The sequence below is a fragment of the Desulforhabdus sp. TSK genome, assembly GCF_022836495.1.
In the GTDB taxonomy this organism is placed as follows: domain Bacteria; phylum Desulfobacterota; class Syntrophobacteria; order Syntrophobacterales; family Syntrophobacteraceae; genus Desulforhabdus.
In genome coordinates, this window is record NZ_BQXM01000009.1 from 94,034 (window position 1) to 120,972 (window position 26,939).

Genomic DNA, 26,939 nt, shown 5'->3' on the forward strand with positions numbered 1-26,939 from the left:
CAACCTCCAACTGAATCCCAGGCCTCCCGTCTTCAGAAGCTGTAAAACAGGTCCGCTTCATTCAGCACTTCACAACCCGTAGCCGTCACTCGCACCATGTTCTCCAGTCGAACGCCCCCAAAGCCCGGCAGGTAGATCCCCGGCTCCACGGTGACCACCATGTTTTCCTCGAGGACAGTGGGATTGCGCTTCCGCAATCCTGGCCTCTCATGAACGGCAATCCCCACACCATGCCCCAATCCATGCCCAAACTGCTCTCCATACCCCGCCTTTCCGATCAGGTCACGCGCCACGGCATCGATCTCCACGGTCTTCTTTCCGGCATGGATCGCCTCCTGAGCTGCGAGCTGGGCTTCACGAACGATGCGGTAAATTTCCTTGAGGCGCTCCGACGGTGTACCCGCTATCCAGGTGCGTGTCATGTCTGAACAATAATGCTCGAGCCTGGATCCGAGGTCCAAAATGACGCCTTCACCGGGGAGAATTTTCCGGTCCGTCGGCACGGCGTGGGGGAGGGCTCCATTGGGGCCACTGGCCACAATGGGCGGAAAAGAGACGGATTCCCCTCCCCCTTCGCGGATACGACGCTCGATCTCCCAGGCCATCTCCTTTTCCGTCTTTCCCGGTGCAAGCAATCCCCAGACAGCGTTCAGCGCTGTTTCGGTCAGTGCAAGAGATGCCTTGATCCGTTCGATCTCGGCAGGCTCCTTCACCACCCTCAACTGCTCCACCAGGTCTTCGAAAGAAGACATTTCGGCACCGGGGCAGGCGTTCTTGAGCCCCTCCTCGACATCCCTGTAGGTCCGATAACAAAGATGGTGCCCCTCCGCACCCAGCCTTCGCACCCTCAGAGAGCTAAAGAGCTCCGTCAAGGACTGCGTCAGGCCTTCCGTGTAGATGACCAGTTGGAAATCGGGAGCTTCCTGCTGCGCCTCTTCCTGGTACCGGAAATCGGTCAACAGGTACTGGCGGGATTCCGCGATCAGAAGATATCCCGAGCTTTCCGTCAGCTGAAGGTCCTCGGCCTCGTAACCGCTCAGGTAGTAGCGGTTCTCCGGAACCGCCACCAGGAACGCATCCAGGTGATTTTCCGCCATGAGCTTCCGAAAACGTGCGAGTCTTGTTGCGTAGGGTTCCCGATTCATCAAGCTCTTCTCCTCTTCACCTATAAAGTTTCCATAGACAGAGGGTCGGGTTCACCAACCCCTCGTCTCACGCACGGTAGGGTGCGTTTTACGCACCCTTGTTGAAACAAGCATTTCTTCATTGTAGATGGTGCATAAGATGCACCCTACCCCAACCGTTCGTCTCACGCGCAGGCGGCAAGTCCCGCTCCAATGCCCCTGTCCGTTCCTCCAGCACATCACATCGCAAAATACCCTATCCTCCCCAAAAATTCACTGCTTTCCCTCGGCATTTCCAACGGTGATAGCCCCTGAACAAAAGAAATTGACAAAAGAAGTTGGGTATTTTTTGCGGAAATGTTATTTTTGGGTGTTTTAATCAGGACTGCCTGTGACAAGGAGCGAAGGGACATGTATTCTAGAATTCTAGTGCTGCGCTTTCCCAAGGATATCGTGGACAAACCGATCATCACCAACCTGGTCAAGGATTATGGCCTCACCTTTAATATATTGAAGGCTCAAATTTTTCCCCGGAAAGAGGGGATGCTCGTTCTGGAATTGAAAGGCGACCGGAAGGACTACGAACGGGGCATCCAATACCTGAAAGACACGGGCGTGGAAATCGAGCCCGTAGCCCAGGGTATTCGCCGGGATGAGGAGAAATGCTACCAGTGCGGTGCCTGCACCGCGGTTTGCCCCACCGGTGCCCTCCACATCAAACGTCCGGAAATGGAGGTCCTCTTCGAGTCTGAACGTTGCAGTGCGTGCGAGCTCTGTGTGAAGACCTGCCCCGCAAGAGCCATGATCGTAACATTCGACAAAATTCTGACGGCTTAGTCCGAACATCGTAAACCGTCCGAACGGAAGGGATAAATGGTTGGGCTGAATGACTGAGTGCACTGATTGTTAAGGAGCTTAGAAGGATGAACTACAGCGACAAGGTTATGGAACATTTCATGAACCCAAGGAATGTGGGAGAGCTTGAAAATCCGGACGGCATCGGCCAGGTGGGCAATGTCAACTGCGGCGACATCATGCGTATGACCATCAAGGTGGGCGAGAACCGGATCACGGATATCAATTTCAAGACCTTCGGATGCGGCGCAGCCATCGCTGTCAGTTCCATGGTGACGGAGATGGTGAAGGGAAAAACCCTCGAGGAAGCCGTTGCCATCAACCGAGACGATGTCGCTCTGGCCCTTGGAGGATTGCCCGATAAGAAGCTGCATTGCTCCAACCTGGGAACGGATGCGCTGAAAGCGGCCATCAATGACTTCTGGCGTCGTACGGGGCAGCCCGAGAAAGTCGTACCCTTGGAAGACGAACATCTGGAACAGGAAAGCGAACAAGCCAGTGCGTGTTGCGGTAGCAATGAGCGGGGGTGTGGACAGTCTTCGAACAGCGATCCTGCTTAAAGAAAGCGGGGCGGATGTCTTCGGGATCCACATGCGTCTTGTGGCTTCTTCCCGGGCCGGAGATGACGGCGGGGCAAGCTCCGTCGAAACCGACCAATACCGGGAGGAAGCCATTCGGGATTTGTGCTCCCGGATGGAGATTTCACTTTTTGTTATCGATATGCGCGAGCGTTTTGAAGCATCGGTCATCCAGCCGTTTCTGAGGTCCTACCTGGACGGGCTCACCCCCAATCCCTGCGTGGTGTGTAACCCCACCATCAAGTTTGGTCATCTCATGGAAGAAGCGCGTCGTCGAGGAGCGGACCGCCTTGCCACCGGCCATTATGCCAGGATCCTCCCCCCCGATTCGGAATCGAAGCGCTTCAGGCTGTGCCGCGGTTTGGACCCCGTCAAGGACCAGAGCTACTTCCTTTATGGGATGACCCAGCAGCAGCTGGCTTCGACCGTGTTTCCCCTGGGGGCCTCCACCAAGCAGCAGGTGATGCGATGGGCCGAACAGGCGGGCTTGGCGCATTCCCTTCCCAGAGAAAGCCAGGAGATCTGCTTCATCCCCTCCGGAAGCTACCACGAATTTCTGAAGGAGCGCGTTCCCTCGTCAGCCATGGAGTGCGTGGGTCCCATTTGCGACCTCCAGGGCAACTGCCTGGGGGAGCACAAGGGCATTTATGCCTATACCGTAGGGCAGAGGCGGGGTCTGGGGATTGCGTCCACAGCTCCCTACTATGTAGTGGCCCTGGAGCCCGCCACCCGCACGGTTCGGGTGGGGCGCTCCGACGATCTCCTTTGCCGGGAATGTACCGTGAGCAATGTCAACTGGGTGTCCATCCCTGCCCCTGGAGCTCCTCTCCGCGCGGAAGTGAGGATTCGCCATCAGCACATCCCTGCTCCGGCCCTGCTGACTCCTACCGACAATTCCACGCTGATCGTCCGGTTTGAAAATCCTCAAAGAGCGGTGACTCCAGGCCAGGCGGCCGTATTTTACCAGGGGGATGTGGTGCTGGGCGGGGGCACCCTTTCCCGCAGGAACGTCTGAAGCCGGACCACGGCATCCATGGAGCGCTGCATGAATCTGACGGTGGCCCTGGAAACATTGGGCTGCAAAGTAAATCAATACGAATCGTCCTATTTCCTTCAACTTTTGGAGGATGCGGGCTATCGCATGGTCTCCTTTCGGGACCACGCCGATATTTACATCGTCCACAGCTGCGCTGTCACTTCCAAGGCGGGCTTTCAAACGCGACAGCTTTTGCGACGGGCTCAACGACTCCATCCTGAGGCGAAGATCATCGTAGCTGGATGTGGAGCGCAGCTCGACCATGAGCGCTTTGCCGATGAAGGATTGGCCACCCACATCCTGGGAAATGCGGAGAAATTCGACCTGCTCCACTGGTTGCAGGTCGCCGGCAGCCTGTCCCAGCCGGTAAAGGCCATCAGCAACCCACGCCGTTACACCCATTTTGCCCGCTCTCCCGTCTCGCGCATGCATGCAGGACGCGCACGGGCCGTCTTGAAGCTTCAGGACGGATGCGACGCCTTCTGTTCATACTGCGTCGTGCCTTTTACCCGGGGCAAAAGCAGGAGCCTTCCCCCGGACCAGGTCCGCATCCAAATGGAGCGGTTTTTGCGCCACGGGTACCGTGAAGTGGTCCTCACGGGCATCCATCTCGGGCAATGGGGCAGGGATCTCGATCCCCCCCGGGAACTGGCGGCATTATTGGACAGTTTCCCTGCAGATTCCCTCCCCCCACGGGTGCGCCTCAGTTCCCTGGAACCCATGGAGTGGACGCGAGAGCTCCTGCGCCGCCTGCCTTCCTGGGATTGGATCTGCCCCCACTTCCATGTGCCCCTGCAGAGCGGCGACAACGAAATCCTGGAGCGGATGCATCGGCCTTACACCACCCGGCGGTATGCAGAGCTCATCAGGGAGCTGCATTCAATTTTTCCGGAAGCCGCCCTCGGCGCGGACATCATGGTGGGCTTCCCGGGAGAAACAGAGCACCACTTCCACAACACGTTCCAACTCATTCGTGAGCTTCCCCTCGCCTACCTGCATGTATTTCCTTACTCACCCAGGCCCGGGACCCTCGCCGCCCAGTGGTCGGGCCGGGTCACGGGAAAGGAATTGAAGCGGAGGGCGCACCTTTTGCTCGAATTGAGCGCAGAGAAGCGGCGGGCCTTCCGCCAACGATTCCTGGGCCGGGAACTGGAAGTCCTCGTGGAGAACCGTGTTCTGCCCGGCCGGTGGCAGGGTACCAGCCGGAATTACCTTCAGATCATATTCACGGCTCCGGACGATCTTCCTCAGGGCTCACTGATGACAGTACGCCTCCTGCGCGAGAGCGAGGAGGGATTGATCGGAGAGCTGACCTCTATTCCCCACTGAACATGAAAAACTTCATGAGTTGGGCGTCGGGTGGGGCATCCCCGGCAAATCGCCCCATATCCTCTGAATATTCCCGGAACAATGGCTCCAGATATTCCCGAGCCAGGGCGAGATTCGAAGCATCCATCCTTAGGGTTTCAAGCCAGACTCGGATCGTCTCCTCCATACGAACGGGCGTCAGCAGAGGAAAATAATCCGGCCATTGGGTGACTGGAATCGGAGCCACCTTCCAGGCGCCTTTCCCCTGGAACCGGGCTGCGGCCGTCCAAATCATGCTGCCCAGTGTGACGTCTTCCAGACTCCGAATCAACCCTTCGTGCCATAAGCGGCTCCCCAGAGAGCCCGGATCCACTTCCAGGGCATCAAAAACCGGTCCAAGACCCTCTACCATGTCTGCGAAGTGCTTCCCCTGGGCCAGATCGCCTCGCGTTCTGAAAAAATCCTCCTGGGGAAACGGGTGGGACGCAGATACGGAACGCAACAGGCGCGGCGTTTTCTGCGCCAGCAGCTCGGCGGATTCCAACCACTCGGCATCCAGGCATTTTATTCCCGGCGGCCACAGGGAAAGCCAACCTTCCCTCATGATCTGCCGCAGACGATTCCTCAAACGAATCACCTGCTCATGCCCCCAACGAAAGAGGTGCTCCAAAAAAACGTTTTCCAACACCTCTTCCGCCAGCCGCAGGTTGCCTGCGCTCCTCATTTCGAGGCCGAGATTGACATAAGCCACCGCTTTGTCCACTCCCCGCCGCAGCGCTTCGGGATGGTCGGGGGACAATTGATCCGCAACGATAACCTTGTTGGCCAGGCCGGCCAGTTCCATTTGAAGTGCCCCCAGGAGCAAAGGGTCCTCCAATTCCTGAAGGGCAGCACCCAGCAAATCCCCCTGGGGCACCAGGGCCAGGGCAAAAGACGGACGGGCACCGCTTTCCTCACTCAGTAAAGCAGGCTCCTTGCGAAGGCTGAGCTCTTCGGGACCAACGGATCGATAGATTTCCAGGGCATCGTAGAAATCGGGAATTGCCTGATCTTCCAAACGCCCCTTGTGAAACCAATAAGCGTCCTCCTCCACTTCTGCGCCGGCAGAAAACAGAATGTGGCTCATGAGCTCCCCATAGAAACCCGGGTTCGCTTCAAATATGAGGCTCAAGAGGTGCATGATGAAACCTTCATATTGCGGATAAAGGCACTCCCAAAAATATTGATCCTCCAACGTATGGGGAGGAAGCGAGTCCCTGGCTTCCAGCAGGTCGATGTCTTCCGGAGCTGTGGCCACGGATATCCATCGTTTGAAGAGGGTCACGAGCAGCTCGAAATCCGCGTGATAGATCCAGGCCAGGAGTCTTTCCTCACTGGCTCCAGCCAGACGCTCCAGCCAGGCGACCGCCTGAGCTGGGTTGAGAGCGTCTTTTTGCCACCATTCCAGGTCAAAGAGGTGATTCGTCTGCTCGACGGACGCCAAAGCCAGCAGCGGGGAGGCATCGTTCGACCCGATCTCCTTGACGGAGAAGTAGAAATCCTGGGGGGCCAGAGCAGCCACAACGGCTTCGGCATCGGCACGGGACAGGATGACTTCCATCCTTTGCTTGGCGGGCAGACGCATCAAATGAGAGCTGAGCTCCCGGGGAGAAAGCCGCTGAATTCGTTTTTCATCCAGTTCCAATAGATTTCCTTTCATATGTGCTCCATTGATTCACCCATCATTCCCAAATGGTTCCCAAACTGCCAATCATTGCCCCTATCCCCTGGCTGCAAAAGCTCGCCACGTCATGATGCCATCATTGATTTATTCAAACGATTCCATCAATTAACAGGAGCGCAGCTCCTGAGCGCTCACACGTATTCCCTTGCGCTCACGCAGGAGAAAGATTATAGAATTAAAAATATTCAAAGCCATGGTCAGTCTATCAGGGTTTGATGCTGTTTGGGCCCCTATATGGACAGCCGATCGGGACTCTCGAGCATTTTACCCGAAAAGATTTGAATGTTTAATGGGATAGGAGAGAAAAATGTTACTCATAGAGGATCTGCAGGTTGAGCTTGCAGGCAAAACCATACTCAAGCATATCGATCTTGAGATCAAGCCGGGTGAGACGCACGCCCTCTTCGGTCCCAACGGATCGGGCAAGACGTCGCTCCTCATGACCATTATGGGCTACCCTCAATATAAGGTGACGGGGGGCAAAATCATCTTCAAGGGCGTGGACATCACTCACAGCCCCATCAATGAGAGAGCGAGTCTCGGCATCGGCATGTCCTACCAGAGGCCTCCAACCATTCATGGCCTCAAGACGCGCCAGATGGTGGAGATCTGCGCCGCCAAGCGGGAAGTCAGCGTGGAAGGCCTCGCCAGGCGGGTCAACTTTCAAGACTTTCTGGAAAGGGATGTGAACGCGGGGTTTTCGGGTGGAGAGATCAAGCGTTCGGAATTGCTTCAATTGATGGCGCAGAATCCCGATTTCATGCTGTTCGACGAACCCGAATCCGGCGTGGACATGGAAAACATCGCCCTCGTGGGAAACACCATCGCGAAGCTCCTGCAGAAGGACTGCGAATCGACGGATCAAAAGTCCCGGCTTCAAATGAAGCGGGAGCGGACCAAGATGGGACTCATCATCACCCATACGGGGTATATCCTGGACTACGTGGCCGTAGACAAGGGTCAGGTTCTCTACAACGGCGTTCTGAGCTGCAGCACGAACCCTCGAGAAATTCTGAGATGCATCGGGGAAGTCGGATATGAGGAGTGTGTGAGATGTACGATAGACAACCTTTAATCAACAAAGCGGCAACAGCCCTGGACAAGAAGGCGCCCATCGGTCCGGACATCGACCTGGGCCAGTTCGAGCAGACTCCCGTTCCTCATGAGCATCTCGACGATGCAGGTTTGTTAAAGCTCCCGGAGGAGGAAAAGCAGCAACTGCTCATGGCTGGAGTGGATGTCAGCGAGAGGGAACGAGGCGGCACTTTTTTCCAAAAAGACACGGAAGTCGTACACTGCAAATCCAAGCAGGAAGGGATCGAGGTCATCCCCATTCGGGAAGCCCTGGAAAAGCACGACTGGATCAAGGATTATTACTGGAAGCTGGCCTCTGTGGACGCTGACAAGTATACAGCGGCGTCGGAGATGAACCTGCACAACGGGTATGTCATCCGCGCGCTTCCCGGGGCCAAAAGCATCTACCCCATCCAGGCCTGCCTCTACCTGGACAAGCAGGGGCTGCAGCAAAATGTCCACAATATCATCATCGCGGAAGAGGATTCCGAGCTGCACATCATCACGGGATGTTCCACCTCCCCCCACGCCACCAAGGGAATTCATGTCGGGATTTCCGAATTTTATATCAAGAAAAACGCCAAACTGAGCTTCACCATGATTCACAACTGGGCTGAAGACATGGTCGTTCGCCCTCGTTCCGTCGCGCAGGTGGAAGAGGGAGGCCTCTTTTTGAACAACTACGTTTGCATGAAACCGGTCCGATCTTTGCAAATGTATCCGACGACACACCTGGTGGGAGAGAACGCCGTAGCACGCATGTACAGCATCATCGTGGGCAGTCCCGATTCTGAATATGACGTGGGAGGCCGAGTATACCTCAAGAAAAAGGGCAACCGGGCCGAAGTCGTGGCGCGCACCATCACCAACGGCGGAAGAATCATCTCCCGGGGGCATCTCATTGGTGAAGTTGCAGACATCAAGGCACACCTGGAATGCAAGGGTCTCATCCTCAAGGGTGGGCTGGTCTACGCAGTTCCGGAACTGGAAGGACACGTGGACGGCGTGGAAATGTCTCATGAAGCTGCAGTGGGTAAAATTGCACAGGAAGAGATCAACTATCTCATGTCCCGAGGTCTCAGTGAAGACGAGGCAACGTCAACCATCGTGCGCGGCTTCCTGAGCGTCGACATCCCCGGGCTTCCACCGCAGCTGAAGGCTGAAATCGACAAAGCGATCGAGCTGAGTGAAAAAGACGTGATGTGATTTCCCAGTTGTCCTGAGGGACACATTTACGGGAAGAAATGGGAGGCGGAGATTATGAAACGAATAGTGACCGTAATGATGCTTCTGTCTTTTATTCTGGGTGGAATCGGCATCCCCGCCCGGGCAGAGGATGCGCCACGCCCCCCATTTCCCATCCCTGAAGATTCCGGCCCCACGTATAGCAGTCCGGGTCGGTGCGCAACATCGATGGACTACGACTCTGACAAACCGGCCCCTCCGGGTGAGCTCATCATCGTGGACACCCTCGTTCTGAGGCCCCTGGGATTCGTAGCGCTGACGATCGGTGCTGTAGGAGCACTGATCAGCATGCCCTTCGCAGCCATGACCAACAGTTGCGACAGGGTGCAGGAAGCCCTCATCGAAAGACCCTATCACTACACTTTTACACGTCCCCTGGGTGAACTGGACTATTAGGTCGTGCCTGCCAAGACGACCAAGGTGGCCATCACTGGGGGGATTGCCACGGGCAAGAGCACGGTCTCCAAAATGTTTCAGGAGCTGGGGGCCGTTATACTGGACGCGGACCAGGTGGCGCGCGAGGTTGTCGCTCCAGGCAGCCCCGGCTGGAAGCGCCTCCGCCAGCTGCTTGGACCGGACTACTTTGGCGAAACGGGTGAGCTCAAGCGGGCCATGTTGAGAGATCTCATCATTGCCGACCCTCAGTGCCGTGAGCAAGTGAATGCCATCCTCCATCCTGCCATTATGGAACGCATGGACGGGGAATGGCGCCGCCATGCGGAGGCCCATGACGGACGACCCGTTTTATTCGATATCCCCCTGCTTTTCGAAGGAAAGTGGGATCGCTACTTCGAAACCATTGTCCTGGTTTACGTTCCACGTGAGATCCAGATCCAGCGATTGATGGATCGAGACAGACTCTCCCGCCCGGAAGCCGAAAAAACCCTCACCATGCAGCTTCCCATCGATTCCAAAAAGGTCCTCTCCCACATCATCATCGACAACAGCAAAGATCTCGAGCATACACGGCGCCAGGTGGAAGCCGTGTGGAATCAATTGAAAAACTGACCTTTGTACGACAACGGGACATTGCTCTGCCGCGTAGGGTGGGCTTTTGCCCACCAACCAATGCTTTCGGCGCGGAACGGTGGGCAAAGCCCACCCTACGCAAGAACTCTCGTTGTAGTACTAAAGCCTCAGGCCCTTCACCGACATCACAGCTCCCGGTAGATTTCCACCTTGGATTTGATCCGTTCAGCCTCCATCCAGGACTGCCACAAGGCACCCTCCTTGACCTGCCGGATCCTTTTCACAATGGAATCCCGTTCCTTATCCAGGCCTTCTTCCACCGCCTTTTTGCCCAGGAGCTGGACTACGACGTAGCGGTTTCCCATGGAAAGAGGAGCATCGGGGAAGGGCCGTGAGCCTTCCAGTTCGAAGAGGGTATTGAAGCCTGCTCCCTGGCGCAACGGCATCAAATCCTTATCCGGATCGCGTCGTGAGAACCACCCGCTTTTTTTCACCTCGAATTTCTTTTCCTTTGCAACCTGCTCCAGGCTGCCGGCATTTTTCGCTGCAGTGATCAGCTCGACCGCCTTCATGTTCGTGAGCTCCGAAGCCTTCTCCCTCTTGAAATCCTGTACCACGCGATCTTTCACCTTTGCAAAAGGCGGCACCTGCGGCTCCTGCTTCCCTGTCACCTCCAGCACCAGGAAGCCTTTGGGCGTTTCCAGCACGTCGCTGACCTCCTTTTCACCCAGGGCAAATATCTTCTGCATCAGGGGAGGATCCGCCGCTTCCAGTCCAGGCAGGATTTCACTCTGGCTCACCCACACCTTGTCGCCTGTCAACTTGACCTTCTGAGCCTCGGCTACATTGGCAACCTCTCTCTGCGCGTAGGCGATATCGGCAAAGGCCTGTGCCTTCCCAAAGGCAATGTCACGTGCCTTTTCCTCTTTCATGGATTTTTCTACCGAGGCTCGTGCCTCTTCCCACGATTCTGTCTTTTCAGGCCGGACATCCTCGACCTTGATGATGTGGAATCCGAAGGGGCTGCGCACCAGATCACTGATCTCCCCGGGCTTCATGGAGAACGCGGCCTCGGAAAAAGGTGCGATCATCTTGCCGCGTGTGAAGTATCCCAGGTCGCCACCGTTTTGTGCTGCAGAGGGATCCTGTGAATATTTTTTGGCAAGCTCGGTGAAATTCTTTCCCTTTTTGGCCTCAGCCAGCACCTTCTCAGCCTCGGCGCGAACCTTCGAGACTTCCTCCTCGGGAGCGTCCTGCTTCAGATTGAAGAGAATGTGCCGGGCGTGCACTTCCGCCTCGTGTCGATACTTTTCCTTGTTTTCCTCATATCTTTGGCGTACATCGTCTTCGGTGACCTGAACTCCTCCAAGGTAATCCTCTGCTTTGAACAAGACATAGGAAACCTGACGCTTCTCAGGGTCCCTGTAGCGATCCTGGGCCCCTTTGAAAAATGATTCCAGGGCATTGTCATCGAAAGCAACCTGGTCCTCATAACTCTTGGGGTCCAAAATCACGTAGCTCACCTGGATCGTGCTGTTGTTGAAAAGGAATTCTGCGCGCACTTCCGCATCGGTGACAATGGCCTGCCGGGTGACAAATGCTTGGACTTTTTGAGCGGAGAGATCCTCGGAAAGCCTCTGCTCAAAGGCCTCGGGTGAAAGGCGATTTTGCTGGAGGACCCGGACATAGAGATTTTGATCAAATTTCCCATCCCTCTGAAATACGGGATACTCGAGTACCTTCTGTTGAATCTCGGATGTCGTGGCCACAAGTCCCAGATCCTGGGCCGCCCTGGAAATAACGTAGCGGTCGACGAGCATATCCAGGGCCTGCTTCTTCAGATTGAGCTGACGGATCATGTCCTCTGAAAATGCCTTGCCGAATTGACCGCGATACATCTCCACCATTCGGGAGTAGGCCTGGTTGTACTCATTGATGCTGATGTAATGGTCATCCACCCGGGCCATTTGCGTGTCCTTTTGGGATTTATAGCTGTAGCCGCCCCAAAAGATGAAAACGATGACGATCAGGAACAAGGCGACTTTGATGAGCCACGAAGTAGCATGCTTTCTGAAAAGATTGAGCATAGGTCCGATGTGCCTCCTTTTAGTGGACTAGGGGGTTGTGACGGGTTCGGTATGGCGTCGCATGAACAGGATATACAATACGGCGCCCAGGAAGGGCAAAGTGGAAACCGTGAAAAACCAGAGCATCTTTTTTCTATGACTGGGAAAGCGCCGCCTGGGGATGTCCACCAGCGCCCAGAATGTGGGAATCAGGGGGAGCGCAAGCAGCAGCAGAACCAAAACAATCTTTACGGGCATTCATTTATCCTTCACTGGCGTTTTTGCAGGGCACCCACTCGTGTGATCTGCCCTTCGAGATCCTGGTCAAACTCCATTAAACCATTGACAATCCTATCCAATTCATCTTCACGCAATCTCTGGACCTCTGATTTGAGAGAATCTATAAACTTTTGTGCACGGCGCTGCAAGGATTTCTTATAGTGGCCATAAAAGCGAAACGCCAAGAAAAACTGCAGGAGGAGAAAGCTTCCCAAAGCCGCCAGCCCGACCGGCCCGAAAATAGTCTCCGTCATTCCGGCAACCAGATCCACCCAGCGGGACCAATCCGGGCTCGCCAGAAGCTCCCGCCAGGCGGTGCGGCCCCCCAATGAAATCAAAAAACCAGTCAAAACCAGGAAATAGATGCTGTATTGCCGGACGCGAAAACCGAGGCACTTTCTGTTCTCCAGGGCAGTGAAACGCATCTGGATATGGTCACTGAGGCGCCCCACCCAGCCTTCCCAGCCCCCGACGGCGCGGACCCGTGCCTCGAGCTCCTGAATGAACCCTGCCGGCAGACCACGCCGCAACAGGTGGTTGGCCATGTGGTCCTCCCAGCGCTGCAATTGGCGGCGCAAGGGGGCGAGGGACCCATCCTCCCGAAAAGAGGCCTGGATAGCATCCGGAGTGCTGCAACCCGAAGCGCGCTTCTGCCAGTCGAGCATCAAGAGGCCAAGGCCATAACCCGGCCCTACCAGGCAGGATGGGTCGGCCAACCAGGAAAGCGCTGCCGGTTTCACATCGCTTTCCACCCAGAGATCCAGCGTCTTGCGGCTCGCCTGGAGCCACTCCCCTTTTGCGTTCTTCAATTCCAGGACCATTTCCCCCAGCGCCTGGCGAAAGGCATTCAGGTAGAGGACCTCCTTTTCCAGCACCAGCAGGAATTGCTGGATCTCCACATCCAGATTCGCCGCTTTTATGGCGAGAATTTCCTTCAGATCACGCTGCTGAAAAATTTGATGTCGAAAAGCCGGGAACTGATTCCAGGGGGAGGCAGATTGAGAAGCAGCAGCGTCGGTGACGGAAACGGAGAAAAGAAGCGGGCGTGTCACGCCTTTGTCATAAAGATGCTCCTGGAACTTTCTGGTCACGCGATCCAATTGATCGTAACCCTTCTCCGTCCCTTCCTCACCGAAGAACAGATCGACTTTATTGAGGACAAAATAGAAATTTTCCCTGGCCTTGGGGACATCCTTCAAAAAATCATAGAAGCGACCGTCGGCATATTTTTCCGGAGAGGTCACCCAAATCAGCAGATCGAGATGCTCGAGAAAGTTCAAAACATGGCGGCGGTGCTCACCCACCAGGCTGTCAAAGTCTGGAAGGTCGCACAGGATGATCTGCCGTACGGGGTCCGCATTGTGAAGGATTTCCGACCAGGGAGCCGTTGTCTGCTTCAGAGCAGCCGGCAGTGATGCGGTTTCGTGGCGATAAATCAAAACCTTCTCCGTGTGAGGACGCCGATGACTCGTCGAAGCGATCTCTCTACCGGCCAGGGCATTCATGAGACTGGATTTCCCCACACCCGTCCCCCCCAGGAATCCCACGGTCAAAAAGCTTTCCCCCAGCCTGTCAATTTTTTGGAGAAATTTTTGAGAATCGCCCAGCAGTTTTTGCCGCTCCTCCGGACTGAAAGAAAACAGACCTCCCTGGCTCAAGAATTTTTGAATTTGATCCAGATCGGTTCGATATCCCTCAATGGGATCCCCCATCACTCAACCTCCAATGTCTTTTCGGGTCGTGGCTGTCAGTACGACAACGAGAGTTCTTGCGTAGGGTGGGCTTTGCCCACCAACCCATGCTCTCGGTGCACAATGGTGGGCAAAGCCCACCCTACGCAAAAACTACGCGGGAGATCAATGTCTCGTTATCGTCCTAGGGCCTTTCCCCACAAACCTTTTCTCCGTAAGACTTCAAGTGTTGGATCGTTTCATCCGTGGTCAGAAGAGAGGCCATGCACCGGGCATAACGATCCCTCTGGCGCCGCACCACCGAGACGAGGCCGTCCTGGTAGCGCTTCCCCAGTTCCAGAGCGATCTTGCGGAGCTCACGATAGGCGAACAATTCCACGGCACCCTGGGTGACGAAAGGCGCGATGGCCGAATCCAGGACGGCTTCCAGGATACTGATCCCCCCACCGATAGCTGTTTCGAATGCGAGGATGAGTCCTCCCCAGAGAATCGATGTGGAGTAGATACCCAACTCCTGGCTACGGGGGATTCCGGCAGCCAACTCCTGGAATTTCTCTTCCAGCCACCGGATGAGCCCATCCTGTTCCTCCTTCACAGCCTGCTGCACCTCTTCATGGGAGAGGGCCGTCCCTTGCGCACGAAGGCTTTCGAAGAGGGCCGAAGACCGCTCCGAAGGTGAAAGATCACTCAGTACCGAGCGGTGAAAACTCTCCAGGGCGGCGTGGATGGGAACCAGATCCATATGGCTGCGGATGCGCGCGAACGTCTCCTCCCGGGATTCGGGGGCGCCACTGCCGATCATCCCCAGCCAGCGCAGTGGGGTACGGACGATTTCTGCAATGAAGCGGCGTGGGGCTCTCAACAGATCGTACCGGCCAAAAGTGTCACGGATTTGCCGCTTGAGGTAAGCCCGCGTTTGCTCGTTGAGGCCTTCTTTCTGCTTCTCCTGAAGGAACCGGCATGCAGCGTAAAATGAAATATCCAGTCGATTGAGCCACTCTGCTGCTGCAGCCTTTTCCTTTTCGAGGTGATGGATCAGGAGACGGAGCTCCTTAACCCCCTTTTCCCTGTCTTTTTTCCGTTCGGATTCCAGGAATCGGGGAAGTGTCGCTGGAGAAAGCATCCCGAAAAAGGTTTTTTGAAACCGCAGAAAATTCTCATCCTCCGGGAGCATGACGGAAGTGTGGGAGGGAAGGTAGGGGAAGGCAAAAAATCGATCCTGCGGCAGGGTCAGTCCCTGCTCTTTCAAGGCTGTTTGCACTTCTCCCACCAGGGAAGCCTCCCGGCTCTTATTGAGGAGCAGAAAATAGGGCTTACCCTCCTTGTCCATTTTCCTCAGGAATTGAAAGGGAACATCATCCGCGTACTTTTCAGGACTCGTCACAAAAACCACGCTGTGCGAGAGAAGATACAGGTCCTCCACCATACGGCGATTGGAAAGCTCGAGGCTGTCCAGATCGGGGGTATCCACGAGAACGAGGTGGGCCAGCGCATCGTGCTGATGCTCCCTAAGCACCAATCGTCCCGTCGCCCCGACAGCTCCATGGCCAATTCCATCATCCCCGGAGCTCCGAGAAATTTCCATGGACCTGAAGGGGAAGCCCTTTTCCAGGGCGACATTTCGGTGGACATAACCGATGGGGCCGTAGGTCTTCGGCCGTTCTACCCCGGCTTCACTGAGATTTTTGCCGCAAAGTGCGTTGAACAGGGTGGACTTGCCCGTGCCGGTTCCCCCGACAAAGACCACCCACACGACATTCCCCTCCCCTTTGTAGCGGGAGGCCGCCATTTTCCTCGGAATCTCCCTCACCAGGCGGAGCACTTCGGCGGCCGAAGGGGTCAATCCCGGACATCGCACCTCCTGCCAGAGATCATGAGGTGAGGAATTCATTTGCGCAGCTTCGTCGGGTGCATTGGATTCAGGGGCAGAGGACATCGATCTCATTTTTCGGTCCCGTCTTCAGGTCCTGGAAATCGCAGGGAAGCGTCCTGGAAAGAGGCTGATACAACGAAAACACCCAGTCTCCCCGGGCCGTCCGGAGGAGCCATCGGCATAGCAAAGTCCCGGGATAGGTCTTCTGACTTTCGATTTCATCCAGCTTCAGGACATCATGGTGCTTTTTCAACCACTTTCTGTAGAGTAAATGTACCGCCTGGGACGTTATGACCACCTGCATGGGGGTGAAGCGCCGCACCTGGGGCGCTCGAACGGCATAGACACGCCCCGTCCAGCACAATCGCTCATGGGATTCTCGACCTGCATCCCAGGCGGAATCCAGGCAAAAAGGCAGGGTTCGCGAAGTCGTCCAGGCCGCATCCTTCTGGAAAACACATCGCAACCTGAAAAGCAGGGCGGAAAAGATCATCCGCACCGCTCGAAAAATCAGGGGCATGAAAAAAAAGACGAGCCCCAGGCAGATCAGCGTCAGGAAGAAGCTCAAGACAGGATGTGCCAGGCAGAGATAGGTAAAACCAATCGCTCCCACATCCTCTCCGAAGCTCACCAGGATATTGGAAAAAGGCTCGGGGCTCGTGTTGACGATGAGCCGGGTTCCCGCTTTAGTCATATGTGCGGCGGAAGCAAGACTGGCTCCCAATAGAAAAACGAGGACATCGAGAACGGGTGATACCTCTCCCACCTGCATCAGGGCCAGCATGGCGCCACCGACAGGCCGGATCAGCGTGTGGATGGAATCCCACAGGGTATCCAGGCCGGGAATCTTGTCCGCAAAGAACTCTACCAGATAAAGCACCACTGCAACGAATATCACCCCCTCGTTCCCGAGCGCATGGAGCTCGGGAGGGATGCCTTCCACAAGACCAAAACGGGTACAGATCCCCACCACCGCAACCGTGGCGTAGAGGTTGATCCCCGAAATGAAGGGAAGCCCCAGAAGGGCTCCAAGTTTTGCAATAATTTCCATCGAATATCCCCACTAAGATTGAACATGCGAATTATTCTATGAAATTTCGTTTCTTTCGGCAAGGAGCGGCTCAACCCAATTCGCAGTTTGACATGCTTTGGAATCGTATACTATAGGAGTAGCTTCTCAAATGAAAAAATTGAATGAGGAACCGGCCTTCAGTGGAGCGACGGCAGGGAGAGCGGAGCGTGTCGAAGATTTTCGTAGCGGACATACAGCCCAGTCAGGATGTGGCCTCGACGTTTGTCCTCGCCGACAAGCAGCTTCGCACGGCACGCAACGGCACGGCGTTTCTCACTCTGAAGCTCGTGGACAAAACGGGGGAAATTACGGGGCGCGTCTGGGAAAGGGCCGAAGAGACAGGGCGGATTCTCAGCACCGGGGGCGCTGTTTTCGTTCAGGGACGGAGCGAAACCTACCGTGACGAGATGCAGATCCAGGTTCAGCGCATCCAGCCCGTCCCCGCAGCAGAGATCGATCCCTCGGATTTTCTTCCCGCCGGCCCCATTCCCGCCGAAACGCTCCTGGAACAGCTCAGAAAAATTACGGCCGGCATTAAAACACGCTCCCTCGCACAGCTGGCGCGTCACCTTTTCATGGACCGGGATCTCATGGAACGATTCAAGCGGGCTCCCGCCGCCAAGTCCATGCACCATGCGTATCTCGGCGGACTGCTTGAACATACGACGGCCGTGGCGCATCTTGTTTCCCATATCAGCCAGCATTATTCGGACCTCAACCGAGATCTCCTCATCGTCGGGGCCATCTTCCACGATATGGGAAAAGTCGACGAATTCGTTTACGACCTCAGCATCGATTATTCCCACGCCGGGCGTTTATTGGGGCACATGATCCTTGGCGTTCAAATCCTGGAGGAAAAGCTGGCCGGCTTGAAAAATTTCCCCGCGGAAGAATCGCTGCTGCTGAAGCACCTCATATTGAGCCACCACGGCGATGCACAGTTCGGGGCCGTCAAACTGCCCATGACGCGAGAAGCCTTCGTCCTCCATTTCGCCGACGATCTCGATGCTAAAATGAATACTTTGACGCGCATCATGCAGGACAGCAGGAGTGGGGATAAAGCATGGACCGCCTATCAACCGGTTTTCGACCGGTTTTTTTTCCGGGGTCTGCCCCCCGATTTGACCGAAGCTCCCGGAATGGGTTGTGAACCGGAGGAAGAAAAAGGTGTTCAGCTGAGTCTTTGGTCTTCAGGAAAGAAAGACTGATCCCCACGTCAATGCAAGGCGTACTCCGGTTTTCGGGAAATAGTTTTACCTGACTATACGCATCAAGGATTGAAAACTTCTCTTTTGTAGGAGCGGCTTCCAGCCGCGAAAGTAAGCCAGTCGCGGCTGGAAGCCGCTCCTACAAAAACAGGGAGTGATCAAATCGAAAGTTTCATATGTTATCGACTATAAGTAAGCCGATATGTCTTTAGAAAGTATCCCGGGTCAGCCGAGAACAAAACGCTTTTTGAGGCAGCTTTTTCGAAGCGGCCACATTCCTCATGCCCTGCTCTTCAGCGGAATGACCGGCATCGGGAAAACCGCCATGGCCCTTGAACTGGCAAAGCTTCTCAATTGCCGGGCCCCCCGGGACCTGGACTGCTGCGACGTCTGCCCTTCCTGCCGCAAGATTCATGCGGGGCGACACCCTGATGTAGTCCCGATCGAACGGGAGGGGGCGTTCATCAAGATTGACCAGATCCGGAGCCTGCAGACCCGGTTCCGCTTTCGCCCCTTTGAAGGAAATTATCGGGTTGTGATCCTGCAGAACGCTCACCAACTCACGGAAGAGGCGGCGAACGCCCTTTTGAAAATGCTCGAGGAGCCCCCCAAGCACAATGTCTTGGTTTTGACGACACTGGAGCCCCAGATGCTCCTTCCAACCCTCGTCTCCCGCTGTTCCCACGTTCGTTTCCAACCCCTCGAAGAACGCTGGATCGAGCAGCATCTCATGACGGTACAGGAAGTCCCCCCCCTCCAGGCCGCCCGGTTGGCCCGTGTGGCCGAAGGGAGTCTGGATCGGGCCGTGCGGTTCCTGGAGGAAGATCGCCTGGCCCGATGGGAAGAGATTTCGGCCCAACTGGAAAGCCTGCAAACACTTCCCATGCTGGAGCTCTTTTCCGTCTTGAATCAGTGGGTCCAAAAAACAGAAGACTTGGAGCAGGACATGGAATGCATTAAACTTTGGTTGCGAGATCTCATATGCTCCCGGTTGTTGAGCGACTATCACCCGGTTTTTCCTTTCCATGAGGGGCTGTGGAGCGCAGCCTGCCGCGTTCCGGCAGAACGTCTCTTCCTCTTGTACGATCACGTGGAGCAAGCGGTTCAGCACCTTCGCCAAAACGCCAACAAACAGCTGACACTGGAAGGGGTGTGCTTAGCCATTAAGGATGGTTTATATGGACAAAGTAGTTGGAATTCGTTTCCGCCGGGGAGGCAAAATCTATCATTTTGATCCCGGTGACCATACATTCAAGAGAGATGATTTTGTAATCGTACACACCGAACAGGGCGTCGGGCTGGGACAGGTTGTGGAAGGTCCCTTCCCCAAAGACCCTCGTGTCCATCCCAAAGAAATCAAAACCATCGATCGGCCGGCAACGGAAGAGGAAATCAAGACCCACCTGGCCAATCTGGACGTGGAAAAGGACGCGAAAGGCTACTGTCTCGAAAGGATCACGGCGCACAATCTCGCCATGAACCTGGTGGATGTCGAATACTATTTCGACGGCAGCAGGATCATTTTTTACTTCACTGCAGAGGGGCGTGTAGACTTTCGAGAACTGCTCAAGGACCTCGTGCGCAGGCTGAGGACGCGGGTAGAGCTCCGCCAGATCGGCATTCGAAACCAGGCCAAAATGGTCGGCGGCCTGGGCGGTTGCGGGCGCCCGCTGTGCTGTGCGTCTTTTCTGAAAAATTTCCACGCCGTTTCCATCAAAATGGCCAAGGAGCAGAACCTCAGCCTCAATCCCACCAAGATTTCCGGAGCCTGTGGGCGCCTCATGTGCTGCCTGCAGTACGAGTACGACACTTACCGGGAATATAAAAAGGATATGCCCAAGCTGGGGAAAAAGATCGACATTCCCGAGGGGCGGGGCAAAGTGATTCGCCAGAATGTCATGGAAAGGACCGTCACCATTCTGATGGAGGACGGGAAGGAAATCGAGAAACACCTGGATTCTTAGACCCGCAATAAAGACCGAACGAGGCAGGCGCCATCCTTCAAAGGGACGCTGAAAACGCTGATGCCCGCAGAAGAACGCTGAGAAAAACTTTTTATTAATTATTAAGAAAATCAGCGGCAGTCAGCGCTGATCAGCGTCTTCAGCGTCCCCGCCTCGCCCAGTCCTCCGCCAAACGCTTACGCATGAAAGGGATACTGATGGAGCGTTTTTATGTCTCAACGCCTATTTACTATGTCAACGCAGAACCCCACATAGGACATGCCTACACCACCATTGTCGCCGATGTCATGAACCGCTTCCACAAGCTCATGGGGGACGAGACATTTTTTCTCACGGGGACGGACGAGCACGGGGACAAGATCGTTCAGGCGGCGCAGGAAGCGGGCACCGATCCCAAAAGTTATACCGATCGCATCAGCGGATTGTTTCGAGACACGTGGCCTCGACTGAACATCAGCCATGACCATTTCATTCGAACGACGGACCCGGAGCACATTCGGGTGGTGCAATACTTCCTGCAAAAGGTGCATGATTCCGGGGATATTTATTTCAGCACCTACAAGGGCCTCTACTGCGTGGGCTGCGAACGCTTTTACACCGAGAAGGAACTGGTGGACGGAAAATGCCCGGACCATGACAAAGAACCGGTCGAGCGCGAAGAGGCGAATTATTTTTTTCGCATGAGCAAGTACCAGGACTGGCTGATTCAGCACATTGAATCGCACCCGGATTTCATACGCCCGGAGCGTTACAGGAACGAGGTGCTGGCCTTTCTCCGCGAGCCGCTGGAAGACCTTTGCATTTCAAGGCCCAAGGAGCGCCTGAGCTGGGGGATTCCCCTCCCCTTCGACGAAAAATATGTCACCTACGTGTGGTTCGACGCCCTCATCAATTACGTCTCCGCGCTGCAGTATCCCGACGGCGAGCGATTCCGCGAATTCTGGCCCGTCGTGCAGCACACCATCGCCAAAGACATCCTCAAGCCCCACGGCATCTACTGGCCCACCATGATCCGGGCCGCGGGGTTTGCTCCGTACCGGCACCTGAATGTGCACGGCTACTGGAAAACCAGTGAGGGCAAGATGAGCAAGAGCCGGGGCACCGTCGTTCGCCCCCTCGACCTCGTGCCCATTTACGGCCTGGACGCCTTCCGGTACTTTCTGCTGCGCGAAATGGTCTTCGGACTGGATTCCAACTTCAGCGAAGACGCACTGGTGCAGCGCCTCAATGCTGACCTGGCCAACGACCTGGGGAACCTCTACAGTCGCACCCTGGCCATGACGGCGAAGTACTTCGACGGAAAAGTGCCTCCCTTTGGAGCTCCACTCGACGAGGTCGACAAGGATCTCATCCGCCACGTGGAAGAAGCGACGGCTCATTACGTGGAAGAAATCCCCAGGCTCGGCTTTCATAAGGCCCTGATGAAAATTTGGGAATGCCTCAGCGCCGCCAATAAGTACGTCGACCATGTGGGCCCATGGAACCTGGCCAAGGACCCCGGACAGCATGGACGTCTCCAAACGGTCCTTCGCATCCTGCTGGAGCTCAACAAGACGGCTGCAGTCCTCATTTCCCCTTTCATGCCCGAAACCGCTGAAAAAATGCTGGACCGCCTGGGAATTCCCAAGAAGGCACTGGACCTGAGACTGGAAGACGACGCCGCATGGGGAACCCTGAAAGAGGGAAGCCCGGTTCAAAAGGGTGAGTCGCTTTTCCCGCGCGTGGAACTGCGCGTCCAACAAGTGGAACAAGTGGAATTAAAGGGGCGCAAAGAAGAAAAACCAGCCGGAAAACCTGCGGTGCAGCAGGCCAGGGATGCGTCTCAGCAGCCGGCGGCGGATAAGCGGGTTGAAAAATCCCAGGAAAAACCCGAAGAAAAGCTGGAGAACATCTCCTTCGATGCCTTCAAGCAGGTGGACCTGCGCGTGGGGCTCGTGAAGCAGGCGGAAAAAATCCCCAAGTCCAAGAAGCTTCTCCGATTGACGGTGGACATAGGGGAAGAGCGCCAGGTGGTGGCAGGCATTGCGGAATATTACACGCCTGAAGAGATGGTGGGAAAGCAGGTCGTCCTGGTGGCCAATCTCCAGCCCGCCAAGCTCATGGGCGTGGAATCCCACGGCATGGTCCTGGCCGTTCGAGACGGCGACGCCCTCTGTCTCCTGGCTCCTGAAAAGCCCGTCACTCCCGGGCGGAGGGTTTCGTAAATTCGCCCGCCGGGAGACATGAAAACCCCCAGAATAGAAACCGGACCATTCCGTTTCGACAAAAGGAGCAGCACCAATGGCAAATATACTCAACGTGCGCGATTTGGATACGGAAGATCTTGAGATTATTGAAAGACTTGTCGAAAGGCTGCGTGCAAAAAAGAAAAAAGACCACCTGAACTCTGAGATAGACGGCTTTTCGAAAAGCGCTGGTTCGTGGAAGGACCTGATCGATGTCGATACGTTCATCACCAATATTTACGCTGACAGGCTGGTTTCACCCAGGGCAGAGGCGAGGCTGTGAAAATCAACTATTTGATCGATACCGATTGGGTTATCCATTTCTTGAATGGCACTCAGGATATTGTTGATAAACTGAAGCAGTTGAGGACGGAAGGGTTAGCGATCAGCATAATCACGCTAGCGGAATTATACGAAGGGGTGTTCTATTCGAGAAACCCCGAAGCCAGCCGTGATGGGTTAGCGAATTTTTTGCGGGGAATTGTGATAATAGATATTGACGATGAGATCTGTACTGTGTTTGGAAAAGAGAGAGGTAGGTTGCGGAGACAAGGAAACATAATTGGGGACTTTGACCTTCTCATTGGTGCAACCTGTCTCTCTTATGATTTTACGCTTCTCACAAACAATGTTCGCCACTTTGAGAGACTCGAGGGACTCAAAGTCATTTCGTCAAAAAAATAGTCTTTACAAACCATATTTAAACAGCCTCCCCCAATCAAGATATCCATCAGCGTCCCTTTCTTTCCCAGTCTCAAACGCAGCGCCGCCAGCGCGCTCCAAAAAATCCGTCCGTTCCGTGGCGATGGGGCCACGACTTGAAAAACACCCCTTCCACCATGGACTGCGCCCCTTCGGGCAGGCAGCTCCCCGCAGGCTGGACGTCCCACCCCGGATGAGCGGCTGAAAAGTCCTCGGCCACGCCCTCGTCCTCTTCCCGGAAGAAGGTGCAGGTGGCATACACCATTACTCCGCCTTCCTTGACAAAACGGGACGCATGGGCAAGCAGGCTCTTCTGCAGCTGGGAAAAACGGTAGGGGTCTTTGAGATGACGGGTCCATTTGATATCGGGCTTCCGCCTCAGAGCGCCGAATCCGCTGCAGGGAGCGTCCAGCAGGACCCGGTCGAAGGTTCCGATGGCTTCAGGCTTCAGCTCCAGGACATCACCGGCTAAAATTTTCACAATGCCCACCCCTTGCCGTGCCGCATTTTGACGCAGCTCCTCCAGTTTCCATGGAGAGTGGTCCACGGCAAGGACCTCCCCGACGTTTCCCATGAGAATCCCCAGGTGAGTGGACTTTCCCCCGAAGCCGGCGCATAGATCCAGGATGCGCTCCCCGGGCTGCGGCGCCGCCAGATGGGAAATCAACTGAGAAGCCTCGTCCTGTACCTGGATCCAGCCCTCCTGGAAAATGGGAAGCCGGGAGATGTCCTGGCGAAGAGCGGTGATGCGCACGGCATCCGGAAGATAGGGGGAGGGCTCCGCGTCCATATCCCTCCCACGGAGCCACTGGAGGACCTCGGACGCCGACGTCCGCAGGGTATTGACGCGCAAAGTCATGGGAGCGATGGTGTTGCTCGCCCGGCAGAGCATCGAGGTTTCGTCCGCCCCGAGCTCCTTCAGGCACTTCTGAATAAACCAGGGGGGATAGGAAGTCATCACCGCCAGCCGGCCTGCGGGGTCTTCTTCCTCCGAAGGCCAGTTCCAATCGGCCCCCCGCCGGAGCGCTTCCCGAAGAAGCGCGTTCACAAACCCCACCACATGAGGGGGCTGCGTGGCCTTGGCAAGGTTTACAGTTTCGTTCACCGCCGCATGGGGAGGAATTCGGTCCAGTATCAGGATTTGATACAGGGCCAGCCGCAGCAGGATACGAATTTCCGGCGCGATCTTTTTGGCGCTCACCCTGCTCAGCTGGTCGATGTGCCAATCCAACCGCCCCTGCCACCTCAGGACGCCATACACCATTTCCGTCAAGAGCGCCCGGTCGCGTTCCTCCAGGCGGGAATGCCGCTCCAGCATGGCGCGGATCAGCCGGTCGGGATGCGCCGCCTTCCGGTTCAGATGGAGCAGGATTTGATAGGCCAAGGACCTGGCATTGATCATGATTTTTCTCGCTGCAGCCCGACGATCTCCTGGAGCACAGCCTCCACGCGATCGATGGCGACCTGCGTGTTCAGGCAGGGGCCATGGGGACGTTCGTTGAAAATACCGTAGACAGGGAGCGGCATGGTATCCTGGATGCCGCTGGTGAGATCGCGTTCACAGGCCACCGCAATGATCAGGTCGGGACGACGCTCCATGACGATGCGGCGGGCCAGGGTGCCGCCCGTTGCCACGGCGAAATCCACCCCGTATTTGGACGTCAGCTCCAGGAGGTCCTTGATGGGACACTTCCCGCACCGTTTGCAGTTTTGCACCCGGTGGGTGACTTTGACGGAGCAGTCGGCATTCTGCAGGCAATGGGGCATGAGAAGAAGGATTTTTTCAGGGGGGCGGCCGTGCCGGCATTGAGCCATGACGATTTCATTGTTGACGGCCACGAACGCGTGCTGCACATCCTCCCGCCGGAGCCCCACCGCACGGCCCACGACGACGAGCACCGGAAGCAGGAAGCGGGCGGAAAAGCTTCTCAGGTTTCTCGAGAACGGAACATCATGGCCGAGCAGGGTCACGGCGACAAGGAGGGAAACCGCTGTCAGGGTCAGAAGGCCCAGTGAACCCAGGAAGGTCCCCAGGATCCATGAAAACTGGGAATGAAGATGGCTGAATCCGTAGTAGGGGATCATGTAGCAGAGGAAGAGAGCCAGCAGGATCAAAACCCCTGTCAGCCCCCAGAGGCCCACCAGGGTCATTTTAGCGGGCTGTCTGACGGGCGCGGAACGGCCTGCCGGGGAATCCTTCTCTAAAGCCATCTTTCCAGATTTTCCAGTTTATTGTTTTATACTCCAAACGGATGAGATCCTGACTTATTGATGATCCTGTAGGAGCGGCTTCCAGCCGCGACGGGAATAGCTGGATCCATGAGAATCGCGGCTGGAAGCCGCTCCTACAAAAGTCAAGATTTCAACCGTTCGTAGTATAGTGTTCAGTTGCCGTTTCAGGACCCTGCCCTATTCCAACCGTGATCCCGGCGGCATGGGACGTCCCCGCATGAATTCCCCGGCGGTCATGCGGCGCTGTCCTTCCCATTGAAGCTCGCCGATGCAGACAGCCCGGCGGTCCTTTGCCCACACCACCAGTCCCTTTTCCGTACAGCCCGCCACTTCCCCGGGCATTCCTTCCCCTTCCTTCCAGTCGAGCAGGAAGGCCTGGAAGCATTTCAAGCGCTTCCCAAGGAAAAAGCCGTATGCTCCAGGAAAGGGATCGAAGGCGCGGATCATGCGGACGATGCGCTCTGCCGGGAGGTTCCAGTCGATGCGCCATTCCCCTTTGGCAAGGGGCGGAGCGTACGTCGCCAGGCGATTTTCCTGGGGCACGGGTTGGATACGGCTGCGTTTCCATTCCACCAGTGTTTCGCAGAGGAGGTCGGCTCCCAGCAGGGCCAGTTTGTCATGGATCGCTCCCAGGTTATCTTCCGTTAGAATGGGAATTTCCCTCCGGGCCAGAACCGGTCCCGTATCCATGCCCGCATCCAGGAGCATGATGCTGACACCGGTGACGGCATCGCCGGCGAGGATCGCCCGCTGCATGGGGGCCGCTCCACGGTAACGCGGCAGCAGAGAGGCGTGCACATTGAGGGCTCCCAGGGGAAAGGCGTCGAGAAAGGCCTGGGGCAGCAGCTGGCCGTAGGCGACGACCGCCGCACAGTCGGCATGGAAGCTTCGGACGTGATCCAGCACTCCTGGGTCCCTCACGCGCTCGGGCTGATACACGGGAAGTCCCAATGCCTCAGCCACGACCTTCACCGGAGGCGGTGAGAGCTTCTTGCCTCTTCCGCTGGGCCGGTCGGGCTGCGTCACCACCAGCCGGATATCCGCCCCCGCTTCGAACAGCCTTCTCAGGGAGGGCACGGCAAAATCCGGTGTCCCCATGAAAATGAGGCTGGGGAGCCTCACATCCATGTCGCCTTCGCTCATGCCGGGGCGGGATTCAGTGCTTGCGACGGTGGAGTCTATGCCCGTTCCTCTTTCAGTTTTTTCTTCCATTTTCTCTTGAAAATATCCCTTGCGATGAGGCCGATCCGGTCGATGAAGAGCTTTCCTTCCAGGTGGTCGATCTCGTGCTGGAGTGCCACTGCCAGGAGTCCGCTCGCCTCGATGCGGCAAGTCTTTTCATGCTGATCGATCCCCTGCACCACGACTTCTTCGAACCGCTTGACCTTGGAGAAAAACTCCGGGACGCTGAGACAGCCCTCTTCACACGTGATCTCGCCTTGCCCGCTCACGATTTCAGGGTTTACGAGAACAATCAATCCATGCTCGTCTTCGGGCTTCTGGATGTCAATCACCACCAGTCGGAGAGGCTTGCCCACCTGGTTGGCAGCCAGACCGATACCCGGCGCATCATACATGGTCTCGGCCATGTCGTCGATGAGCTTTCGCAACTCCCGATCCACCTTTTCCACCCGGATCGCCTTTTCGCGCAGCACGGGATCGGGATAGGTACAGATTTCAAGCAAAGCCATTCAAAATCCCTTCATATTTCGAAT

25 protein-coding genes are annotated in these 26,939 nt (G+C 56.0%); 14 read left to right on the top strand and 11 right to left on the bottom strand.

Annotated elements, in window-relative coordinates; translation table 11 throughout:
* Nucleotides 1–32: 32 nt before the first annotated feature.
* Entirely contained in the window at nt 33–1,145 is a 1,113-nt protein-coding gene (locus MWC30_RS07435; protein ID WP_244083531.1) for a Xaa-Pro peptidase family protein, read from the bottom strand.
* A gap of 390 nt (nt 1,146–1,535) precedes the next feature.
* On the opposite strand from MWC30_RS07435, the gene MWC30_RS07440 reads away from it, so the two are divergent.
* The 4 genes from MWC30_RS07440 (at nt 1,536) to mtaB (ending at nt 4,922) form a co-directional block, all read left to right on the top strand.
* Nucleotides 1,536–1,961, top strand: a complete 426-nt coding sequence (locus MWC30_RS07440; RefSeq protein ID WP_244083532.1) for an NIL domain-containing protein — start codon at nt 1,536–1,538, stop codon at nt 1,959–1,961.
* A gap of 86 nt (nt 1,962–2,047) precedes the next feature.
* On the top strand, nt 2,048–2,539 hold the full coding sequence (locus MWC30_RS07445; protein WP_368860814.1) for an iron-sulfur cluster assembly scaffold protein: 492 nt from the start codon (nt 2,048–2,050) through the stop codon (nt 2,537–2,539).
* Nucleotides 2,508–3,572, top strand: coding sequence for a tRNA 2-thiouridine(34) synthase MnmA (gene mnmA / locus MWC30_RS07450; protein WP_244083533.1), 1,065 nt, complete (start codon nt 2,508–2,510; stop codon nt 3,570–3,572). Before MWC30_RS07445 ends, mnmA begins: the two co-directional genes overlap by 32 nt.
* A gap of 30 nt (nt 3,573–3,602) precedes the next feature.
* Nucleotides 3,603–4,922 (top strand): tRNA (N(6)-L-threonylcarbamoyladenosine(37)-C(2))-methylthiotransferase MtaB, encoded by a 1,320-nt coding sequence (gene mtaB / locus MWC30_RS07455; protein ID WP_244083534.1) that lies wholly within the window; start codon nt 3,603–3,605, stop codon nt 4,920–4,922.
* Here the strand turns inward: mtaB and MWC30_RS07460 are convergent.
* The gene (locus MWC30_RS07460; protein WP_244083535.1) at nt 4,909–6,600 is read right to left on the bottom strand and encodes a DUF6178 family protein; all 1,692 of its coding nucleotides are present in this window, start codon (nt 6,598–6,600) and stop codon (nt 4,909–4,911) included. The genes mtaB and MWC30_RS07460 overlap by 14 nt on opposite strands.
* A gap of 331 nt (nt 6,601–6,931) precedes the next feature.
* On the opposite strand from MWC30_RS07460, the gene MWC30_RS07465 reads away from it, so the two are divergent.
* Genes MWC30_RS07465 through coaE form a run of 4 tightly spaced genes read left to right on the top strand, consistent with a single transcriptional unit; the run spans nt 6,932 to nt 9,951 of the window.
* Nucleotides 6,932–7,699, top strand: a complete 768-nt coding sequence (locus MWC30_RS07465; RefSeq protein WP_244083536.1) for an ABC transporter ATP-binding protein — start codon at nt 6,932–6,934, stop codon at nt 7,697–7,699.
* On the top strand, nt 7,678–8,904 hold the full coding sequence (locus tag MWC30_RS07470) for a SufD family Fe-S cluster assembly protein (protein WP_244083537.1): 1,227 nt from the start codon (nt 7,678–7,680) through the stop codon (nt 8,902–8,904). Before MWC30_RS07465 ends, MWC30_RS07470 begins: the two co-directional genes overlap by 22 nt.
* A gap of 54 nt (nt 8,905–8,958) precedes the next feature.
* Complete coding sequence (locus MWC30_RS07475; protein ID WP_244083538.1) at nt 8,959–9,339, top strand: hypothetical protein; 381 nt, start codon at nt 8,959–8,961, stop codon at nt 9,337–9,339.
* A gap of 3 nt (nt 9,340–9,342) precedes the next feature.
* Nucleotides 9,343–9,951: a dephospho-CoA kinase gene (coaE, locus tag MWC30_RS07480; protein WP_244083539.1), complete on the top strand. Its 609-nt coding sequence runs from the start codon at nt 9,343–9,345 to the stop codon at nt 9,949–9,951.
* Nucleotides 9,952–10,097: 146 nt separating this feature from the next.
* Here the strand turns inward: coaE and MWC30_RS07485 are convergent, their stop codons facing one another.
* From MWC30_RS07485 to MWC30_RS07505, 5 genes are all read right to left on the bottom strand, one after another.
* Entirely contained in the window at nt 10,098–11,999 is a 1,902-nt protein-coding gene (locus MWC30_RS07485) for a SurA N-terminal domain-containing protein (RefSeq protein WP_244083540.1), read from the bottom strand.
* A gap of 27 nt (nt 12,000–12,026) precedes the next feature.
* A complete protein-coding gene (locus MWC30_RS07490; RefSeq protein WP_244083541.1) occupies nt 12,027–12,236 on the bottom strand; it encodes a PLD nuclease N-terminal domain-containing protein in 210 nt (69 codons plus the stop codon).
* An 11-nt stretch (nt 12,237–12,247) separates the two neighbouring features.
* Nucleotides 12,248–13,969, bottom strand: a complete 1,722-nt coding sequence (locus tag MWC30_RS07495) for a GTPase (protein ID WP_244083542.1) — start codon at nt 13,967–13,969, stop codon at nt 12,248–12,250.
* A gap of 163 nt (nt 13,970–14,132) precedes the next feature.
* On the bottom strand, nt 14,133–15,839 hold the full coding sequence (locus MWC30_RS07500) for a GTPase domain-containing protein (RefSeq protein WP_244083543.1): 1,707 nt from the start codon (nt 15,837–15,839) through the stop codon (nt 14,133–14,135).
* A gap of 28 nt (nt 15,840–15,867) precedes the next feature.
* The gene (locus MWC30_RS07505; protein WP_244083544.1) at nt 15,868–16,872 is read right to left on the bottom strand and encodes a DUF4126 domain-containing protein; all 1,005 of its coding nucleotides are present in this window, start codon (nt 16,870–16,872) and stop codon (nt 15,868–15,870) included.
* Between the two features lie 188 nt (nt 16,873–17,060).
* On the opposite strand from MWC30_RS07505, the gene MWC30_RS07510 reads away from it, so the two are divergent.
* From MWC30_RS07510 to MWC30_RS07535, 6 genes are all read left to right on the top strand, one after another.
* Nucleotides 17,061–18,101, top strand: coding sequence for a 3'-5' exoribonuclease YhaM family protein (locus tag MWC30_RS07510; RefSeq protein WP_244083545.1), 1,041 nt, complete (start codon nt 17,061–17,063; stop codon nt 18,099–18,101).
* Nucleotides 18,102–18,303: 202 nt separating this feature from the next.
* The gene (holB, locus tag MWC30_RS07515) at nt 18,304–19,335 is read left to right on the top strand and encodes a DNA polymerase III subunit delta' (RefSeq protein ID WP_244083546.1); all 1,032 of its coding nucleotides are present in this window, start codon (nt 18,304–18,306) and stop codon (nt 19,333–19,335) included.
* Complete coding sequence (locus MWC30_RS07520; RefSeq protein WP_244083547.1) at nt 19,280–20,065, top strand: stage 0 sporulation family protein; 786 nt, start codon at nt 19,280–19,282, stop codon at nt 20,063–20,065. Before holB ends, MWC30_RS07520 begins: the two co-directional genes overlap by 56 nt.
* A 197-nt stretch (nt 20,066–20,262) precedes the next feature.
* A complete protein-coding gene (gene metG, locus MWC30_RS07525) occupies nt 20,263–22,269 on the top strand; it encodes a methionine--tRNA ligase (RefSeq protein ID WP_244083548.1) in 2,007 nt (668 codons plus the stop codon).
* A gap of 76 nt (nt 22,270–22,345) precedes the next feature.
* Entirely contained in the window at nt 22,346–22,573 is a 228-nt protein-coding gene (locus MWC30_RS07530; protein ID WP_244083549.1) for a hypothetical protein, read from the top strand.
* Nucleotides 22,570–22,974 carry a type II toxin-antitoxin system VapC family toxin gene (locus MWC30_RS07535; RefSeq protein ID WP_244083550.1) on the top strand — a complete coding sequence of 135 codons (405 nt, stop codon included), beginning with the start codon at nt 22,570–22,572 and terminating at the stop codon, nt 22,972–22,974. The genes MWC30_RS07530 and MWC30_RS07535 overlap by 4 nt, the downstream gene beginning before the upstream one ends.
* 70 nt (nt 22,975–23,044) lie before the next feature.
* On the opposite strand, the gene rsmB is transcribed toward MWC30_RS07535, so the two are convergent.
* From rsmB to def, 4 genes are all read right to left on the bottom strand, one after another.
* The gene (gene rsmB, locus MWC30_RS07540) at nt 23,045–24,394 is read right to left on the bottom strand and encodes a 16S rRNA (cytosine(967)-C(5))-methyltransferase RsmB (protein WP_244083551.1); all 1,350 of its coding nucleotides are present in this window, start codon (nt 24,392–24,394) and stop codon (nt 23,045–23,047) included.
* Nucleotides 24,391–25,203, bottom strand: a complete 813-nt coding sequence (locus tag MWC30_RS07545; protein ID WP_244083552.1) for a DUF116 domain-containing protein — start codon at nt 25,201–25,203, stop codon at nt 24,391–24,393. The genes rsmB and MWC30_RS07545 overlap by 4 nt, the downstream gene beginning before the upstream one ends.
* A 198-nt stretch (nt 25,204–25,401) precedes the next feature.
* Nucleotides 25,402–26,436 carry a methionyl-tRNA formyltransferase gene (fmt, locus tag MWC30_RS07550; protein ID WP_244083553.1) on the bottom strand — a complete coding sequence of 345 codons (1,035 nt, stop codon included), beginning with the start codon at nt 26,434–26,436 and terminating at the stop codon, nt 25,402–25,404.
* Nucleotides 26,403–26,915 carry a peptide deformylase gene (gene def, locus MWC30_RS07555; protein WP_244083554.1) on the bottom strand — a complete coding sequence of 171 codons (513 nt, stop codon included), beginning with the start codon at nt 26,913–26,915 and terminating at the stop codon, nt 26,403–26,405. The genes fmt and def overlap by 34 nt, the downstream gene beginning before the upstream one ends.
* Nucleotides 26,916–26,939 lie beyond the last annotated feature (24 nt).

Bases quoted from the DNA above. Each gene is read 5' to 3' on its own strand.
- MWC30_RS07470 (WP_244083537.1), top strand. From the start codon at position 7,678: ATGTACGATAGACAACCTTTAATCAACAAAGCGGCAACAGCCCTGGAC.
- def (WP_244083554.1), bottom strand. From the start codon at position 26,915: ATGGCTTTGCTTGAAATCTGTACCTATCCCGATCCCGTGCTGCGCGAA.
- metG (WP_244083548.1), top strand. From the start codon at position 20,263: ATGGAGCGTTTTTATGTCTCAACGCCTATTTACTATGTCAACGCAGAA.
- MWC30_RS07545 (WP_244083552.1), bottom strand. From the start codon at position 25,203: ATGGCTTTAGAGAAGGATTCCCCGGCAGGCCGTTCCGCGCCCGTCAGA.
- MWC30_RS07500 (WP_244083543.1), bottom strand. From the start codon at position 15,839: ATGAATTCCTCACCTCATGATCTCTGGCAGGAGGTGCGATGTCCGGGA.
- MWC30_RS07485 (WP_244083540.1), bottom strand. From the start codon at position 11,999: ATGCTCAATCTTTTCAGAAAGCATGCTACTTCGTGGCTCATCAAAGTC.
- MWC30_RS07520 (WP_244083547.1), top strand. From the start codon at position 19,280: ATGGACAAAGTAGTTGGAATTCGTTTCCGCCGGGGAGGCAAAATCTAT.
- MWC30_RS07460 (WP_244083535.1), bottom strand. From the start codon at position 6,600: ATGAAAGGAAATCTATTGGAACTGGATGAAAAACGAATTCAGCGGCTT.
- MWC30_RS07505 (WP_244083544.1), bottom strand. From the start codon at position 16,872: ATGGAAATTATTGCAAAACTTGGAGCCCTTCTGGGGCTTCCCTTCATT.
- MWC30_RS07445 (WP_368860814.1), top strand. From the start codon at position 2,048: ATGAACTACAGCGACAAGGTTATGGAACATTTCATGAACCCAAGGAAT.
- MWC30_RS07495 (WP_244083542.1), bottom strand. From the start codon at position 13,969: ATGGGGGATCCCATTGAGGGATATCGAACCGATCTGGATCAAATTCAA.
- MWC30_RS07475 (WP_244083538.1), top strand. From the start codon at position 8,959: ATGAAACGAATAGTGACCGTAATGATGCTTCTGTCTTTTATTCTGGGT.
- mtaB (WP_244083534.1), top strand. From the start codon at position 3,603: ATGAATCTGACGGTGGCCCTGGAAACATTGGGCTGCAAAGTAAATCAA.
- MWC30_RS07530 (WP_244083549.1), top strand. From the start codon at position 22,346: ATGGCAAATATACTCAACGTGCGCGATTTGGATACGGAAGATCTTGAG.
- holB (WP_244083546.1), top strand. From the start codon at position 18,304: ATGTCTTTAGAAAGTATCCCGGGTCAGCCGAGAACAAAACGCTTTTTG.
- MWC30_RS07435 (WP_244083531.1), bottom strand. From the start codon at position 1,145: ATGAATCGGGAACCCTACGCAACAAGACTCGCACGTTTTCGGAAGCTC.
- rsmB (WP_244083551.1), bottom strand. From the start codon at position 24,394: ATGATCAATGCCAGGTCCTTGGCCTATCAAATCCTGCTCCATCTGAAC.
- MWC30_RS07490 (WP_244083541.1), bottom strand. From the start codon at position 12,236: ATGCCCGTAAAGATTGTTTTGGTTCTGCTGCTGCTTGCGCTCCCCCTG.
- MWC30_RS07440 (WP_244083532.1), top strand. From the start codon at position 1,536: ATGTATTCTAGAATTCTAGTGCTGCGCTTTCCCAAGGATATCGTGGAC.
- MWC30_RS07465 (WP_244083536.1), top strand. From the start codon at position 6,932: ATGTTACTCATAGAGGATCTGCAGGTTGAGCTTGCAGGCAAAACCATA.
- fmt (WP_244083553.1), bottom strand. From the start codon at position 26,436: ATGGAAGAAAAAACTGAAAGAGGAACGGGCATAGACTCCACCGTCGCA.